The 15,019-nt window shown below is 65.4% G+C and carries 11 protein-coding genes; 4 read left to right on the top strand and 7 right to left on the bottom strand.

Translation table 11 applies throughout. From position 1 onward, the window contains the following. Positions 1–20: 20 nt before the first annotated feature. Positions 21–1,688: a choline dehydrogenase gene (gene betA / locus MWN34_RS15655; RefSeq protein ID WP_247030238.1), complete on the bottom strand. Its 1,668-nt coding sequence runs from the start codon at positions 1,686–1,688 to the stop codon at positions 21–23. 16 nt (positions 1,689–1,704) lie between these two features. Continuing rightward, positions 1,705–3,840 carry a betaine-aldehyde dehydrogenase gene (gene betB / locus MWN34_RS15650; protein ID WP_247030237.1) on the bottom strand — a complete coding sequence of 712 codons (2,136 nt, stop codon included), beginning with the start codon at positions 3,838–3,840 and terminating at the stop codon, positions 1,705–1,707. Positions 3,841–4,264: 424 nt separating this feature from the next. On the opposite strand from betB, the gene MWN34_RS15645 reads away from it, so the two are divergent. From MWN34_RS15645 to choV, 3 genes are all read left to right on the top strand, one after another. Next, positions 4,265–5,236 carry a choline ABC transporter substrate-binding protein gene (locus MWN34_RS15645; protein WP_247030236.1) on the top strand — a complete coding sequence of 324 codons (972 nt, stop codon included), beginning with the start codon at positions 4,265–4,267 and terminating at the stop codon, positions 5,234–5,236. 88 nt (positions 5,237–5,324) lie between these two features. Continuing rightward, positions 5,325–6,176 (top strand): choline ABC transporter permease subunit, encoded by an 852-nt coding sequence (gene choW, locus MWN34_RS15640; RefSeq protein WP_247030235.1) that lies wholly within the window; start codon positions 5,325–5,327, stop codon positions 6,174–6,176. An 11-nt stretch (positions 6,177–6,187) separates the two neighbouring features. Next, positions 6,188–7,381, top strand: a complete 1,194-nt coding sequence (choV, locus tag MWN34_RS15635) for a choline ABC transporter ATP-binding protein (RefSeq protein ID WP_247030234.1) — start codon at positions 6,188–6,190, stop codon at positions 7,379–7,381. Between the two features lie 76 nt (positions 7,382–7,457). Here choV and glmM read toward each other — a convergent pair whose 3' ends face one another. Next, positions 7,458–8,801 (bottom strand): phosphoglucosamine mutase, encoded by a 1,344-nt coding sequence (glmM, locus tag MWN34_RS15630; RefSeq protein WP_247030233.1) that lies wholly within the window; start codon positions 8,799–8,801, stop codon positions 7,458–7,460. A gap of 140 nt (positions 8,802–8,941) precedes the next feature. On the opposite strand from glmM, the gene MWN34_RS15625 reads away from it, so the two are divergent. After that, on the top strand, positions 8,942–10,093 hold the full coding sequence (locus MWN34_RS15625) for an ROK family protein (RefSeq protein ID WP_247030232.1): 1,152 nt from the start codon (positions 8,942–8,944) through the stop codon (positions 10,091–10,093). 102 nt (positions 10,094–10,195) lie between these two features. Here MWN34_RS15625 and ftsH read toward each other — a convergent pair whose 3' ends face one another. From ftsH to pal, 4 genes are all read right to left on the bottom strand, one after another. Next, a complete protein-coding gene (gene ftsH, locus MWN34_RS15620) occupies positions 10,196–12,112 on the bottom strand; it encodes an ATP-dependent zinc metalloprotease FtsH (protein ID WP_247030284.1) in 1,917 nt (638 codons plus the stop codon). Between the two features lie 144 nt (positions 12,113–12,256). Then, entirely contained in the window at positions 12,257–13,267 is a 1,011-nt protein-coding gene (gene tilS, locus MWN34_RS15615) for a tRNA lysidine(34) synthetase TilS (protein ID WP_247030231.1), read from the bottom strand. Positions 13,268–13,313: 46 nt separating this feature from the next. Beyond that, positions 13,314–14,282, bottom strand: a complete 969-nt coding sequence (ybgF, locus tag MWN34_RS15610; RefSeq protein ID WP_247030230.1) for a tol-pal system protein YbgF — start codon at positions 14,280–14,282, stop codon at positions 13,314–13,316. A gap of 185 nt (positions 14,283–14,467) precedes the next feature. Next, the gene (pal, locus tag MWN34_RS15605) at positions 14,468–14,977 is read right to left on the bottom strand and encodes a peptidoglycan-associated lipoprotein Pal (protein ID WP_247030229.1); all 510 of its coding nucleotides are present in this window, start codon (positions 14,975–14,977) and stop codon (positions 14,468–14,470) included. Positions 14,978–15,019: the final 42 nt, after the last annotated feature.

Genomic DNA, 15,019 nt, shown 5'->3' with positions numbered 1-15,019 from the left:
CTGCGCCGCCCTCTGCTGCCTCAGCGCTGCGCGACGCGCCAGTCCTCGGCCTGATAATAGGCCGCATTGGAGGCTGCCAGCATCGGCACGCCGCGAATATGATCGGACGCCTTCTCCGCCAGCATGATGGTCGGCGCGTTGAGATTGCCCGTCGTGACCCGCGGCATGATCGAGGAATCCACCACGCGCAGGCCCTCCACCCCGATCACCCGCGTCGAGGGATCGACGACCGCCATCGGATCGGACAGTGCTCCCATCTTGCAGGTGCAGGAGGGGTGATAGGCACTCTCCGCTTTGTGGGCGACGAAATCGTCGATCTGCTCGTCGCTCACCACATTCGGGCCCGGCTGGATCTCTCGGCCGCGATAGGGCTCGAGCGCCCTCTGGGCGAAGATCTCGCGGGTAAGCCGCACGCAGGCCCGCATCTCGATGCGGTCCTCCTCGTGGCTCATATAATTGAAGAAGACCCGCGGTTTGTCGCGATAATCGGCCGTGCGCAGCCGCACCCAGCCCCGGCTCCTGGAGCGCATTGGCCCGACATGGGCCTGGAAGCCGTGTTCGGAGGCCAGCCCCTGCCCGTCATAGGTCACGGCGAGCGGCAGGAAATGATACTGGATATCGGGATAGGGCACCCCGGGCCTGGAGCGGATGAAGCCGCAGGTCTCGAAATGGTTGGTCGCCCCGAGCCCGTCCTTGCGCATCATCCAGCGCAGGCCGATCCTGCCGCGGGCGAGCAGGCCCATCGAGGAATAGAGCGTGATCGGCTGGGTGCAGGCCTGCTGGAAATAGAATTCCAGATGATCCTGCAGGTTCTCGCCGACGCCGGGTCGGTCAGCCACCACTTCGATGCCGAAGGATCGCAGCTCTTCAGCCGGGCCGATGCCGGACAGCTTCAGGAGTTGCGGCGAGGCGATGGGGCCGGAAGAAACGATCACCTCGTGCCGGGCACGGGCTATATGCTGCGTTCCGCCCCGCTCATAGGCGACGCCCACCGCGCGGCGTCTCTCCATGATCACGCGCTCGGCGCGGGCGTGGGTCTCAACGGTGAGATTGGAGCGCTTGAGGGCCGGCTTGAGATAGGCGTTCGCCGCAGACCAGCGCACCCCGTCCTTCACCGTCATGTCCATCCGCCCAAACCCCTCCTGGGAATAGCCGTTGACATCGTCGGTCACCGGATAGCGCGCCTCGCGCGCCGCCTCGACGAAGGCCTGATAGAGCGGGTTTTCAAGCGGCCCATAGGTCGTCTTCAACGGACCGTCGGCGCCGCGATAGGCGTCCCCGCCATCGCGCCGCCCCTCGGCACGGCGGAAATAGGGCAGCACGTCGCGATACGCCCAACCCTGCGCGCCGAGGTCCTGCCAGCCATCGAAATCCAGCGGATTGCCGCGGATATAGACGAGGCCGTTGATCGAGGACGAGCCGCCGAGCACCTTGCCGCGTGGACAATGCATCCGGCGATCGGCGAGGCCGGGCTCCGGCTCGCTCTCATACATCCAGTTGTACTTCTCCATGTTCATGGGAATGGAGAGCGCGCTCGGCATCTGGATGAAGATGGACTTGTCGGAGCCGCCATATTCCAGCAGCAGGACGGTGCTCCTGCCATCCTCGGTCAGACGGTTCGCCAGCACGCAACCGGCCGAGCCGGCGCCGACGATGATGTAGTCGTAGCTGCGGGCATTCTCGGTCATCAGCGCGGCTCCCATCTCAATACGGCGCCTCGACCGGACCGAGATTCACATAGACGCTCTTGAGCTGGGTGTAGTGCTCGATCGCGGCCTTGCCGTTCTCCCGGCCGAGACCGGACTGCTTGTAGCCGCCGAAGGGCAGCTCGATCGGCGTGATGTTGTAGTGATTGATCCAGCAGGTGCCGGCCTGGAGCTGCGCGATGACCCGATGGGCGCGGGCGAGATCTTTCGTGAAAACGCCGGCAGCGAGGCCGAAGACCGTGTCATTGGCCCGCGCGATCACCTCCTCCTCGTCGGTGAAGGACAGCACGGTCATGACCGGCCCGAAGATCTCCTCGCGCACGATGCTCATGGCGTCAGAGCAGCCGTCGAACACGGTGGGGGCGACGAAGGCACCCTTTTCGAGCCCGTCGGCGGTCACGCGCTCGCCGCCGATCAGCACCTTCGCCCCCTCGTCCCGGCCCTTGCCGATATAGGAGAGCACCTTCTCCATATGCGCCCGCGAGATGAGGGTCCCGACCTGGGTCTCCGGATCGAGCGGATCACCCACCTTCATCTTCGCCACACGGACCTTGAGCTTTTCGAGGAAGGCCGCGCGCACGCTTTCATGGACGAAGACGCGCGTTCCGTTCGAGCAGACTTCGCCGGCCGAATAGAAATTGCCGAGCAGCGCACCGGAGACGGCGTCGTCGAGAGCGGCGTCCTCGAACACGATCAGCGGGGATTTCCCACCCAGTTCGAGGGTGACGTATTTCAGCGTGCCGGCGGCATCCGCCATCACCTTCTTGCCGGTGCCGACCTCGCCGGTGAGCGAGACCTTGGCGATGGCAGGATGGCGGGTGAGCAGGCGTCCGGTATCGGCAAAGCCCTGCACCACATTGAACACGCCGTCCGGCAAGCCGGCTTCCCTGAAGATCTCGGCGAGCGTCAGGGCGGTGAGCGGAGTGAGTTCGGCGGGCTTGAAGATCATGGCGTTGCCGCAGGCGAGCGCCGGGGCGCTCTTCCAGCAGGCGATCTGGAGCGGGTAGTTCCACGCCCCGATCCCGGCCACGATGCCGAGCGGCTCGCGGCGGGTATAGCCGAAGGCGGTGCTGCCGAGATCGACATGCTCGCCGGACAGGGTGGCTGCGATGCCGCCGTAATATTCGAGGCAGTCCGCGCCAGAGAGAACGTCGACCGCGATGGTTTCCTGGATCGGCTTGCCGGTGTCGAGCGTCTCCAGCCGTGCCAGTTCGTCGTTGCGGGCGCGCAGCAATTCGGCCGTCTTCTTCAGCACGCGGCCGCGCTCGGTGCCGGTCATTGCGGCCCAGACCTTCTGCCCTTTGCGGGCGGCGACGACCGCCGCCTCGACCTCGGCCTCGCCGGCGATCTCGATGCGCGCCAGCACCTCGCCGGTGGCGGGATTGACGGTCTCGAATGTCTCTGCGCTCACCGAAGGACAGAAGCGCCCGCCGATATGGTTGTGGTGAAGAGGCACGGTGTTCGACATGACAGCAGGTCCGGTCGTTGCGGGTGCGGCCGAGCGGGCAAGCTGCCCGTCGACGAAAGCCGTGGCGATGGCACGGGCGGTGACGGAATCCGTTTCCCCCGTCGCCGAAAGGGTGGACCGCAGCCAGAGGCCGTCGATCACGGCGGCCACGGCGATGGCGAGGTGCCGCGCCGGCTCCTGACCGACCAGCGGCGTGAGGCTGTGGGTAAGGTTGGAGAGCATGCGCGACTGGTAGATCTTCTGGACCCGGCGCAACTGCTCCGAATGCAGGACCTGCCCCCAGAAGGCGAGCCAGACGCTGCCGGACCGCTGGTCGAACTCCTCCGGCGCCAGATTGGCGTCGATCACCGCCTGCACACGCTCGCGTGGGGTGCGGGCGGCCGCGAGGCGGGAGGCGGCTCCGGCGCCGACCCGCCGGGCGAGATGGCGCAGCGTCGCTTCGAGAAGACCGTCCTTGTCACCGAAATAATGGGCAACGAGACCGGGCGAGACGCCGGCGCGGCGGGCGATCTGGGCGAGAGTGGAAGCGTTGAAGCCGACCTCGGCCAACGAATCGATCGTCGCATCGATCAGTTGACGCCGGCGCACGTCCTCTGGCTCGCGACGACGGATCTCATCCTCGCGCTGGGCACCGGCCTTCGACTCCACGCCGGCCATTGCCTCCATGCCAGCTCTTGCCTCCGCCCGAACAGGCATACGGACCTCGTCGTCGCTGCGTTAATTGAACAGCCAAATAATACACAAAGCGAACGCCGCGAAAAGCCCCGACAATAGAGCCGGACATGGTGGACGCATATATTCTGGTGCGATGTCGACCATATCCAAACTGGCGTATAAATGCGCATAAATATTGGGTTTCTGATTGAAAATTACGCGTGACAAACAGCATCGAGCGTTGTTGAATAACCGTTCAAAAGAAGCCCCAAAGTGGGCACGTGCGGCCTCGACGCTGACCCTGTAGGATGTCCTCGTCGGCAACCGGCCACACGCGAAATGTCGGTGCCAACCTGAACCGGACACCGACCGGCGCGATTTTGCGCGCCGGGTGCCGGCCATCGACCACGTCGCTCAATAACGGGAACAGCGAACGATGCGCAGCCTGAAATTCCTCGCGACCGCCGCCCTCGGCCTCGCGGTCTTTGCGGCCCCCTTCCTCCGGGACGCAGCGGTCTCGGGTGCCGAGGCGGCCGAACCCGCAGCGTGCAAGGCCGTCCGGTTCGCCGATGTCGGCTGGACCGATATCACCGCCACCACCGCCATCTCCTCCGCGATCCTTGAAGCGCTCGGCTACACCCCGAAGACGCAGGTACTTTCGGTCCCGGTGACCTACAAGTCGATGCAGACCAAGGACATCGACGTGTTCCTCGGCAACTGGATGCCGACCATGGAAGCCGACCGAAAGCCCTATGTGGAGGACAAGTCGGTCGAGGTCATCGGCCCCAATCTGGAAGGGGCAAAATACACCCTTGCCGTTCCTAAATACCTCTTCGATGAGGGCCTGAAGTCGTTTGCCGACATCGCGAAGTTCAAGGACAAGCTTGACGGCAAGATCTACGGGATCGAACCCGGCAATGACGGCAACCGCCTGATCCTGGACATGATCAAGGACGACAAGTTCGGGCTCAAGGGCTTCGAGCTCGTCGAATCGAGCGAGCAGGGCATGCTCGCCCAAGTGGACCGCGCCACCCGCCGCAAGGAGCCGATCGTGTTCCTCGGCTGGGCACCGCACCCGATGAACACCAAGTACAAGATCGACTACCTGTCGGGTGGCGACGACGTGTTCGGCCCGAACTATGGCGGCGCTACGGTCTATACCAACGCTCGCGCCGGCTATGTCACGGAATGCTCGAATGTCGGTCAGTTCATCAAGAACCTGAAGTTCGACATCGACGACGAGAACGTGACCATGGGCTACATCCTGTTCGACGGGATGGAGGCGCCCAAGGCCGCCGAGAAGTGGCTGAAGGACAACGCCAAGACCTGGGAACCCTGGCTGGCGGGCGTCACCACCTTCGACGGCAAGCCTGCGGTCGAGGCCGTGAAGAAGAGCCTGAAGCTCTGATATCGCCGCTCCGCGTCGCCTTCAGCGGCGCGGAGCCCTTCACCGACAGGCGCTTGTTCATCCTGCCGCCGGCGACGGGGAACGCCCGATGTATGACTGGATCACCGAGCACAAGATCCCACTCGGCTTGTGGCTCAAGAACTTCGTCGATCTCCTGACCGAACACGGGCAGAGCGTCTTCGATTTCATCTCCCTCGTGCTGGGCGGCCTCATTAACGGGCTGACCACCGGGCTGCTCTATATCCCTCCGCTACTGTTGATCGCCCTGTTCGGGCTCGGCGCGTGGCTGGTGCATCGGTCGATCGGCCTTGTCGTCTTTATCGTCGGCGCATTGCTGCTGGTCACCAATCTCGGCTACTGGCAGGCGACGATTGAGACACTTTCCCTTGTCATCTGCGCCACCATCGTCTGCGTGGTGATCGGCGTGCCGATCGGGATCGCGGCGGCGCACCGTCCCTGGCTCTACACCGCCATCCGGCCGGTCCTCGACCTGATGCAGACGATCCCGACCTTCGTCTACTTGATCCCGACGCTGGTGCTGTTCGGCCTCGGTGCGGTGCCGGGTCTGATCTCCACGGTGATCTTCTCCATCCCGGCGCCGATCCGCCTGACCCATCTCGGCATCTCCTCGGTTCCGCCAAACCTCTATGAAGCGGGCAAGGCGTTCGGTGCCACCAAGCGGCAGCTCCTATTCAAGATCGAGCTGCCCTACGCCCTGCCGACCATCATGGCCGGCATCACCCAGTGCATCATGCTCAGCCTCTCCATGGTGGTGATCGCCGCCCTGGTGGGCGCCGACGGGCTCGGCAAACCGGTGGTGCGCGCCCTCAATTCCGTGAACATCGCGATGGGCTTCGAAGCGGGCCTCGCCATCGTCGTGCTCGCCATCGTGCTTGACCGTGTCTGCAAGCGGCCGGAACGGCCGTCGCGCAAGAGCTGAGGGGGCCAGGCATGGCAGCCGTCGAGTTCCGCAATATCGATATCGTCTTCGGCCCGGAGCAGAAGCGGGCCCTTGCTTTGATCGACGCCGGCAAGACCCGCGAGGAGATTCTCTCGCAGACCGGCTCGGTTCTCGGCGCCGCCGGGGTGAGCCTCAAGGTTGAGCGCGGCCAGATCTGCGTCTTGATGGGTCTTTCCGGCTCCGGGAAATCCACAATCCTGCGCGCCATCAACCGGCTGAACGAGGTGGCGCGCGGTGAAGTTATCGTCGAGCATCGCGGCAAGCCGGTGGATGTCGCGCATTGCGACGAGAACACGCTGCGCGACATCCGCATGCACACCGTTTCCATGGTGTTCCAGCAGTTTGGTCTGCTGCCGTGGCGCACCGTGCGGGACAATGTCGGCTTCGGCCTCGAGCTGCGCGGCACGCCGGCCGAAGAGAAGAGCCGTATCGTCGACGAAAAGCTCGCCATGGTGGGGCTCACCAACTGGGCGGAAAAATATACCCACGAGCTGTCCGGCGGCATGCAGCAGCGCGTCGGCCTCGCCCGGGCCTTCGCGACCGATGCGGACATCCTGCTGATGGACGAGCCCTTCTCCGCGCTCGATCCGCTGATCCGCGACAAGCTGCAGGATGAGTTGCTGGACCTGCAGAAGCGCATCCACAAGACCATCGTCTTCGTGAGCCATGACCTCGACGAGGCGCTCAAGCTCGGCAACACCATCGCCATCATGGAAGGCGGCCGGATCGTGCAGGCCGGTACGGCGGAAGACATCCTGCTGCGTCCAGCCAATGCCTATGTCGCCGAATTCGTGAAACACATGAACCCGCTCAACGTGCTGCGCGGCACGGCGGTGATGCGCCCGGCGGGGAACTTGAAGCGCGAGGGCGATGCCGTGCTGCTCGACAAGCACGGGCGGGTGCGGGTCAAGGTGGACGGCGAAGACCGCCCGATCTCCCTCGATCTCGACGGCCGCTCCGGCCTGATCGCGACCGCCGATGGCGAGGCCGGTAGGATCGACGACAAGGACGCGGAGGCCGCCGACTGCATCGTCGCCCCGGTCGATCTGCGCCTGAAGGCGGCGATCGAGTTGAAGCGACACACCGACCTGCCGATTCTCCTGGTCGACAATCTCGGCCGCCTTGCCGGCCTGTGCGACGACGACGAGATCTATCGCGGCCTGCTGCGCCGGCTCGACGGCTGACGAGCGCCCGGGCCAGATACGAAAAAGGCGCCCGGCCGGAAGGTTCGGGCGCCCTTTTCTTGTGCGGCGTCACGCGTCAGGCCGCAGCCCGACCCACCGCCTCGACGACATCGTCGACCACCGCTTCGACCAGATCGCGATCGTCGCCCTCCCCCATCACGCGGATGACCGGCTCCGTTCCGGAAGGGCGGATGAGCAGCCGGCCATGGCTGTTCAGCTTGAGCTCGGCCGCGGCGATGGCCTTCTGCACGCTTTCGACCTCGAGCGGACGGCCGCTCTTGTAACGTACGTTCTTGAGGATCTGCGGCAGCGGATCGAAGCGGTGACAGACCTCGGAGACGGGACGACCCATCTTCTGCACCACGGCCAGAACCTGGAGAGCCGCCACGAGGCCGTCGCCGGTCGTCGAATAGTCGGACAGGATGATGTGGCCGGACTGCTCCCCGCCGACATTGTAGCCATGGGTGCGCATGTGCTCGAGCACATAGCGATCACCGACCGGGGTGCGCTCCAGCGAGAGGCCGAGCGAGGCGAAGTGCCGCTCGAGACCGAGATTGGACATGACGGTCGCCACCACGCCGTCGCGCGAGAGCCGGCCGTCATCCCTGAAGCTCTCGGCGACGACGGCCATGAGCTGATCGCCATCGACCAGATGGCCTTTCTCGTCGACGATCAGCACCCGGTCCGCATCGCCGTCGAGCGCGATACCAATATCCGCGCGCACCTCGCGCACCTTGGCGGCGAGGGCTTCCGGCGCGGTCGAGCCGACCTCGCGATTGATGTTGAAGCCATCCGGCTTGTCGCCGATCGCCACCACCTCGCAGCCGAGTTCCCACAGCGCTTCGGGCGCCACGCGATAGGCCGCGCCATGGGCGCAATCCACCACAACGCGGATGCCGTCGAAGGACTGGTTGCGCGGCAGCGTCCGCTTGGCGAATTCGATGTAGCGGGCATGCACGCTTTCGATGCGCTTGGCGCGGCCGATGGCGGCGGGCTTTGCCAGCTTCGATTCGAGATCGCCTTCCAGCAGCGCCTCGATCTCGCTTTCGATCGCATCGGACAGCTTGTAGCCGTCCGGGCCGAACAGCTTGATGCCGTTGTCGTCGAACGGATTGTGCGAGGCGGAGATCATCACCCCGATATCGGCGCGCATGGAGTGGGTCAGCATCGCCACGGCCGGCGTCGGCATCGGGCCGAGCAGCAATACGTCCATGCCCACCGAGGTGAAGCCGGCGACCAAGGCATTCTCGATCATGTAGCCGGACAGGCGCGTATCCTTTCCGATGACGACGCGATGACGGTGCTCGCCGCGCTGGAAAACCACACCCGCGGCCATGCCGACGCGAAGTGCCAGCTCAGGCGTGATCACGCCGTTTGCCCGCCCGCGAATGCCGTCCGTGCCGAAGAATTTGCGCGCCATGCTCGTCAACCTGTCGTTCGCCCGTTCGTCTTCTAGCGGGTTTCGCCGTTCCATTGTGTCACATCTGATGTGCCGGGATTAACGTTCGGTGACCGTCATCGCAAAGCACGGGCCTGCGCCGCGCAATACGTCGCCATGTCTTGGCGAAGACCCGCCGGAAACAAAGCGAAAGCGACATCGTTGTTCTCGAACGAACAGGGGATGGTCGTCAGATGTCAAAATCCAGAACAGCTCAGCAGGCCAGCGTGGCGCCTCTCGCAGGTCACGGTTCCACACGTCTGCCGGCTGTGGAGGTGGATGGTTACAACAGCCAATTGCGGGATGAAGAAGGCTTTGTCGGGGACAAGGCGCGGCGTGCCGCGTTTTTCGAAGGCCTCGACACCTGGAGGGAACTGGCCGCGCGGAAAGGAAAGGATCTGTTCGACGACACGCCCACCAGCGAACTCTCGAAACGCTCTCTCGACAAAACCTTCCTTGAAGGGAACGTCCGTGGCCAGGCGGTGATGCTGAGCGCGATCGAGGATTATGCGCAGCAGCTCGCCACTGTCGCCCGACGCCTGCTCCGCACCAAGGAATGGCGGGACACCCAGCGCATCGCCGTCGGCGGCGGCCTGCGCGCCAGCCGGTTTGCAGAGATCGCCATCGCCCGCACGGAGCTGCTGTTGCGCCAGGCCGGCACCGAGATCGAGCTGGCGCCGATACGCCACGACCCGGACGAGGCCGGTCTGATCGGCGCGGTGCATCTGGCTCCAAGCTGGATGTTCGGCGGGCATGACAGCATCGTGGCGGTCGATATCGGCGGCAGCAATATTCGCGCCGGCATCGTCGAGCTCAATGCCAAGAAGAAGCCGGACCTTTCCGCCGTAGCGGTAAACGCCTCTGAGCTCTGGCGTCATGCCGATGAGGAGGTCGATCGCGCCGCCGCAATCGAGCGCCTGGTAGACATGTTGAACGGTCTCATCGCCGGTGCGGAGAAGAGCGGGATGCAGCTGGCGCCGTTCATCGGCATTGGCTGCCCGGGGGCGATCGCGCCGGACGGCTCCATCGAGGAAGGCGCCCAGAATCTCCCGGGCAACTGGAGCAGCAGTCGCTTCAACCTGCCGGAAGCGCTGCGCGAAGCGATTCCGGCCATTCGTGGGGACGAGACCGTGGTGGTCATGCACAACGATGCCGTCGTGCAGGGACTGAGCCAGCGCCCCTTCATGGCGGATGTCGAGGGATGGGGAGTGCTCACCATCGGTACGGGGCTGGGTAACGCCCATTTCACGAATCGCGGCAAACTGGAGAGCTAGGCCCCCGGAGCCGAGCCCTGCAAAGCAACAGACGGAAGGTCTGGCCCGCAAACCAAAAGGCCCGCTCGGGAGCGGGCCTTTCCTTGTCAGGTCCTGCCGAGATCAGGCCTGCGGCTGGGGCTCCATGCCGGTATCCGGCCGCGGCCGATTCTTGCCGGCGGTCGGCACCACAGAGCCGCGCACATTGGCCGGCTCTATGGTGGTGTCCCGCACCGGGGGATGGCCGTCGAGCAGGTTGACGATTTCGTCACCGGACAACGTCTCGTATTCCAGAAGACCGCGTGCCAGCGCTTCGAGCTGGTGGCGCTGCTCGGTCAGTATGCGCGTCGCTTCCTCGTAACCCTCGTCGACCAGACGGCGAACCTCCTTGTCGATGGTCTGCGCCGTCGCCTCGGAGACGTTCTGCTGGCGCTGCATCGACATGCCGAGGAACACCTCGTCCTGGTTCTCGCCATAGGCCACCCGGCCGAGTTCATCCGAGAAACCCCAGCGGGTCACCATCATTCGGGCGAGACGGGTCGCCTGCTCGATGTCGGAGGCCGCACCAGAGGTCACCTTGTCGTGGCCGAACACCAGTTCCTCGGCAACGCGGCCACCCATCATGATGGCAAGGCGCGAGGTCATCTGCTCGTAGGACATACTGAGCTTGTCCCGTTCGGGCAGCTGCATGACCATGCCGAGTGCGCGGCCGCGCGGAATAATCGTCGCCTTGTGGACGGGATCGGTGGCCGGCACGTTGAGCGCCACGATGGCATGGCCGCCTTCGTGATAGGCGGTCAGCATCTTCTCGTCCTCGGTCATGACGAGCGAGCGGCGTTCCGCGCCCATCATCACCTTGTCCTTGGCATCCTCGAACTCGACCATCGTGACCATGCGCTTGTTACGCCGCGCGGCCATCAGGGCGGCCTCGTTGCAGAGATTCGCAAGGTCGGCGCCGGAGAAGCCGGGCGTGCCGCGGGCGATCACCTTGAGGTTCACGTCCGGCGCGACCGGAATCTTGCGGGCGTGAACCTTCAGAATCTGTTCGCGGCCGACGACATCCGGGTTGGGGACGATGACCTGGCGGTCGAAACGGCCGGGGCGCAGCAGGGCCGGATCCAGCACGTCGGGGCGGTTGGTCGCGGCGATGAGGATGATGCCCTCATTGGCCTCGAAGCCGTCCATCTCAACGAGAAGCTGGTTCAGGGTCTGCTCGCGCTCGTCATTGCCGCCGCCGAGGCCGGCGCCGCGATGACGGCCGACCGCGTCGATTTCGTCGATGAAGATGATGCAGGGCGCATTCTTCTTCGCCTGCTCGAACATGTCGCGCACGCGGCTGGCGCCGACGCCGACGAACATTTCGACGAAGTCCGAACCGGAAATGGTGAAGAACGGCACATTCGCCTCACCCGCAATCGCGCGGGCGAGCAGCGTCTTGCCGGTGCCGGGGGGGCCGACCAGCAGCACGCCGCGCGGGATGCGGCCACCGAGCCGCTGGAACTTCTGCGGGTCGCGCAGGAATTCCACGATCTCGGTGAGATCGCTCTTGGCCTCGTCGATGCCGGCCACGTCCTCAAAGGTCACACGCCCATGCGCTTCGGTGAGGAGCTTCGCCCGGCTCTTGCCGAAGCCCATAGCCTTGCCGCCCGCCCCCTGCATCTGCCGGGACAGGAAAATCCACACGCCGATGAGGGCGATGAAGGGCAGCCACGAGATCAGCAGGCTCACGAACCACGGGACATTGTCCTGCAGCGGCTTGGCCGTGATCGAGACGCCTTTGCCATAAAGGCGTTGCACCAGCGAAGGGTCGTTCGGAGCGTAGGTCTGGAAGGTGCGCCCGTCGCTGAAGGTGCCGGAAATCTCCGGACCCTGGATCAGCACGTCGCGCACGCGCCCCTGGTCGACCTCGTTCAGCAGCTGCGAAAAGCTGATGTCATTCGCCGCCTGACGCTGGCCCGGGTTCTGGAAGAGCGAGAACAGGGCCAAAAGCAGGAGGACGATGATCACCCACAGGGCGAAATTGCGGATATTGGCGTTCATCATTGTCCTTTCGGCGCCGGGATTCCCCGACGCGGGGGCCGCCGGTGCCGTGCCGATCCCCTCTCGTTCGGTAATTTAGGTCCAGCGCGGCGCCTTGCCAAGATGCGGGCCGGTGCGCGGCACATTCGTGGCACGGAAATCCCGTCACGTGGTCGGGAGCGGGAAGCGGCGGGCCGGTGCGGGCGCCACCATGAGGCTGTCTCTTTCCAGCCTCACCAGCGCTCCTGCGAGCGTGCGGCCGGCGGGCCCGCTCTGTCCCACACGGCTGGTGATCCACCGCATAAGAGCCTCCAGCTTGCCGAGTTCCGCCGGTCCTTCGTCGCCCACATGTTCGACCAGCCGGGCAAGAACGCGCAGGGCAATTTCTTCCGGCAGGTCGAGAAAGACATCGCGATCGACCCGCAGGGGAGCCCCTTCCGGCCAGGGTTGCGGGCAGATCTGCTCCAGCGCGTCCTCGGTCACCCGCTGCAGGGCGAGATCCGCGCGCCGCATGCGGGCGGCAAAGCGGGCGAGACCATCGGCGCTGAGGCCCTCCGCCGCGAGGGAGGGCAGCAATTCGGCGCGCAACCGGGCGCGGGCATAGCGCGGGTCGAAATTGGAAGGATCGCGGATAGCCTCTACGCCCGCCGCCTCGCAGGTCGCGACCAGCGCAGTCTTGGGCAGCGAGAGGAACGGCCGCAGCAAGGTGAAGGCGCCGATCTGCCGCTCCGGCGCCATGCCCGCCAGCCCGGCTATGCCGGAGCCGCGGATCAGGCGGAACAGCACGGTTTCGGCCTGGTCGTCGCTGGTATGGGCGGTCACCAGCGCGGTGGCACCGATACTGCCGGCATGGGAGGCGAGCAGGGCATAACGGGCGTTGCGCGCCGCCTCCTGAATGCCGGCGGTCGGATGCTCGCCGTCCCAGGTGAGAATGTCGTGCGGAATGCCGAGGCGTTCCGAGAGGTGAGCGACCATCTCCGCCTCCTCCCGCGCAGCGCGGCGCAGACCATGGTCGACGGTGGCGGCAAAAAGGTCCGGCCCGTCATCCAGTTCTTCACGCCACAGCCGTGCGAGCAGCAGCAGCGCTGTTGAGTCCGGTCCGCCGGAAACGGCCAGAAGCACCCTGTGGTGCTGGTTCAGCGACTGAAAAAGGCGGTGAAGGTCGATCTCTGCCATTGAGCGCCGGGACGGTGTGGCCGAAACATGCTGTCGGGACGGGCCGTCAGCAGCGGGCACGCTTCTGCTCCCGATCCACATTCTGCCGGACGCTGGCGGAAGCCTTGGGGTATTTGTTGCCGATCGCGTTGTAGGTCGCGCAAGCCGCGTCCTTCTCGCCGATGGCCTGCAACGACTGGCCCAGCCGCAGCATGGCGTCGGGCGCCTTCACGGCATTGGGATAATCGCTCGAAACCTTGAGGAAGCTCTGCGCCGCTTCCTTATACATCTGGCGCTGATAATCGGCTTCGCCCATCCAGTAATAGGCATCCGGCACCGCGCGGTCATTGGGATATTGCCGCACGAAGGTCTGGAAGGCCGAAGCGGCCTGCCCGTAATCCTGGCGCAGCACATAGCCATAGGCGAGGTCGTACAGTTCCTTGGGGCTGTTGCCCTGCGCGGGTGCAGCCGCCGGCTGCCCGCCGCCTGCGGGAGGTAAGGTGCCGGCATCGGCAGTGGCGCCTCCATCCATCGGCGCGGACTGCGGCGCGGCACCGAGCTGGCGGGGCGCACCCGGCGCGGCCGGCTGCGCATTCGGGTCGAAGGCATCCGAACGTCGGCCGGCAGCGGCAGGCGGAGGAGCGGCGGCAGGTGCCGCAGCGGGGCCCGGCGGACGGGCCGCCTGTGCGGGCGCCGCGCCCGGAGAAGCCGCCGGAGCGCCGCCGGTGCCGCCCATGCGGTAGTCGAATTCCTGCTGGAACCGCTTCAGTTGCTGGTCAAGCTGCTGGTTGTGGTACTGCAGCTCCTCAACCTGCCCGGTCAACTGGCGAAGCTGGTTCTCCAACCGCTCCACCCGGGTGGTCACGCCATCGTCGGGCGGAGGAGCCTGCTGCGGCTGCCCCTGGCCAACCGAACCCGGCGGCTTGAAGAGGTTGCCGAAAAAGTCGCCATTCTGCTGCGCGAAGGCCGGCGAGCCGGCGACGAAGAGGCTTCCCGCAAGGGAGGCGGCGAGCAGGAATGCGCGAGGGCGCGTCATGCGTAAGGTCATGATGTGCGGTGCTTGGGGCAGCGATCGGGACAGGCGAGTCATCGCCCGGATGAGCGATAACATAGGAAAGCGATCGGGACCAAAGTGTGGCTCGTCAGCCGCAGTCCACGCCTGTGCACATCGGAACTCCATGGCCGAACCACGCTTCGTGGCCGGCCATGGGTCACAAGGAATCACGAACCGGGATTGTTCAGCACCGTGACGGCGCGACGGTTCTGCGACCAGCAGGAGATGTCGTCGCACACCGCGACCGGCCGCTCCTTGCCGTAGGAAATGGTGCGCATGCGGCTTGCGTCGATGCCGCGGCTCACGAGATAGTCCTTCACGTTCTGAGCACGGCGGGCACCGAGCGCGATGTTGTACTCGCGGGTGCCGCGTTCGTCCGCGTGACCTTCGATGGTAAAGGTGTAGCGGTTGTACTGGCCCAGCCACTGGGCCTGCTTGTCGAGCGTGGCGCGGGCCTCGGGGGACAGGTCGGTCTGATCGGTGGTGAAGAAAACGCGGTCACCCACGGAAACCACGAACTCCTGCTGGCTGCCGGGAGGAGCCGAGCCGAGCTGACCCATGCCGCCTGCGCCCGCGCGCCCGTCCATAGGGTTCTTCGCACAGGCGGCCGCGAGCAGCGCGAGCCCGACGACGACAGCGGTGCGCGAACCGCCAACCATGCGCAGCAGACTGGTCATAACCGGAGACTCCTGAATTCCCTTGGACCGGTCGACCCCGGT

It is taken from the genome of Ancylobacter crimeensis (genome assembly GCF_023016805.1).
GTDB classification, from domain to species: Bacteria; Pseudomonadota; Alphaproteobacteria; order Rhizobiales; family Xanthobacteraceae; genus Ancylobacter; species Ancylobacter crimeensis.
The sequence above is the reverse complement of the archived record's forward strand: the minus strand, read 5'-3'. Positions and strand labels throughout refer to the sequence as shown.

What these genes read in the sequence shown, in the direction of transcription:
- betA (WP_247030238.1), bottom strand. Translation starts at nt 1,688, where the DNA reads ATGACCGAGAATGCCCGCAGCTACGACTACATCATCGTCGGCGCCGGC.
- betB (WP_247030237.1), bottom strand. Translation starts at nt 3,840, where the DNA reads ATGGAGGCAATGGCCGGCGTGGAGTCGAAGGCCGGTGCCCAGCGCGAG.
- MWN34_RS15645 (WP_247030236.1), top strand. Translation starts at nt 4,265, where the DNA reads ATGCGCAGCCTGAAATTCCTCGCGACCGCCGCCCTCGGCCTCGCGGTC.
- choW (WP_247030235.1), top strand. Translation starts at nt 5,325, where the DNA reads ATGTATGACTGGATCACCGAGCACAAGATCCCACTCGGCTTGTGGCTC.
- choV (WP_247030234.1), top strand. Translation starts at nt 6,188, where the DNA reads ATGGCAGCCGTCGAGTTCCGCAATATCGATATCGTCTTCGGCCCGGAG.
- glmM (WP_247030233.1), bottom strand. Translation starts at nt 8,801, where the DNA reads ATGGCGCGCAAATTCTTCGGCACGGACGGCATTCGCGGGCGGGCAAAC.
- ftsH (WP_247030284.1), bottom strand. Translation starts at nt 12,112, where the DNA reads ATGAACGCCAATATCCGCAATTTCGCCCTGTGGGTGATCATCGTCCTC.
- tilS (WP_247030231.1), bottom strand. Translation starts at nt 13,267, where the DNA reads ATGGCAGAGATCGACCTTCACCGCCTTTTTCAGTCGCTGAACCAGCAC.
- ybgF (WP_247030230.1), bottom strand. Translation starts at nt 14,282, where the DNA reads ATGACGCGCCCTCGCGCATTCCTGCTCGCCGCCTCCCTTGCGGGAAGC.
- pal (WP_247030229.1), bottom strand. Translation starts at nt 14,977, where the DNA reads ATGACCAGTCTGCTGCGCATGGTTGGCGGTTCGCGCACCGCTGTCGTC.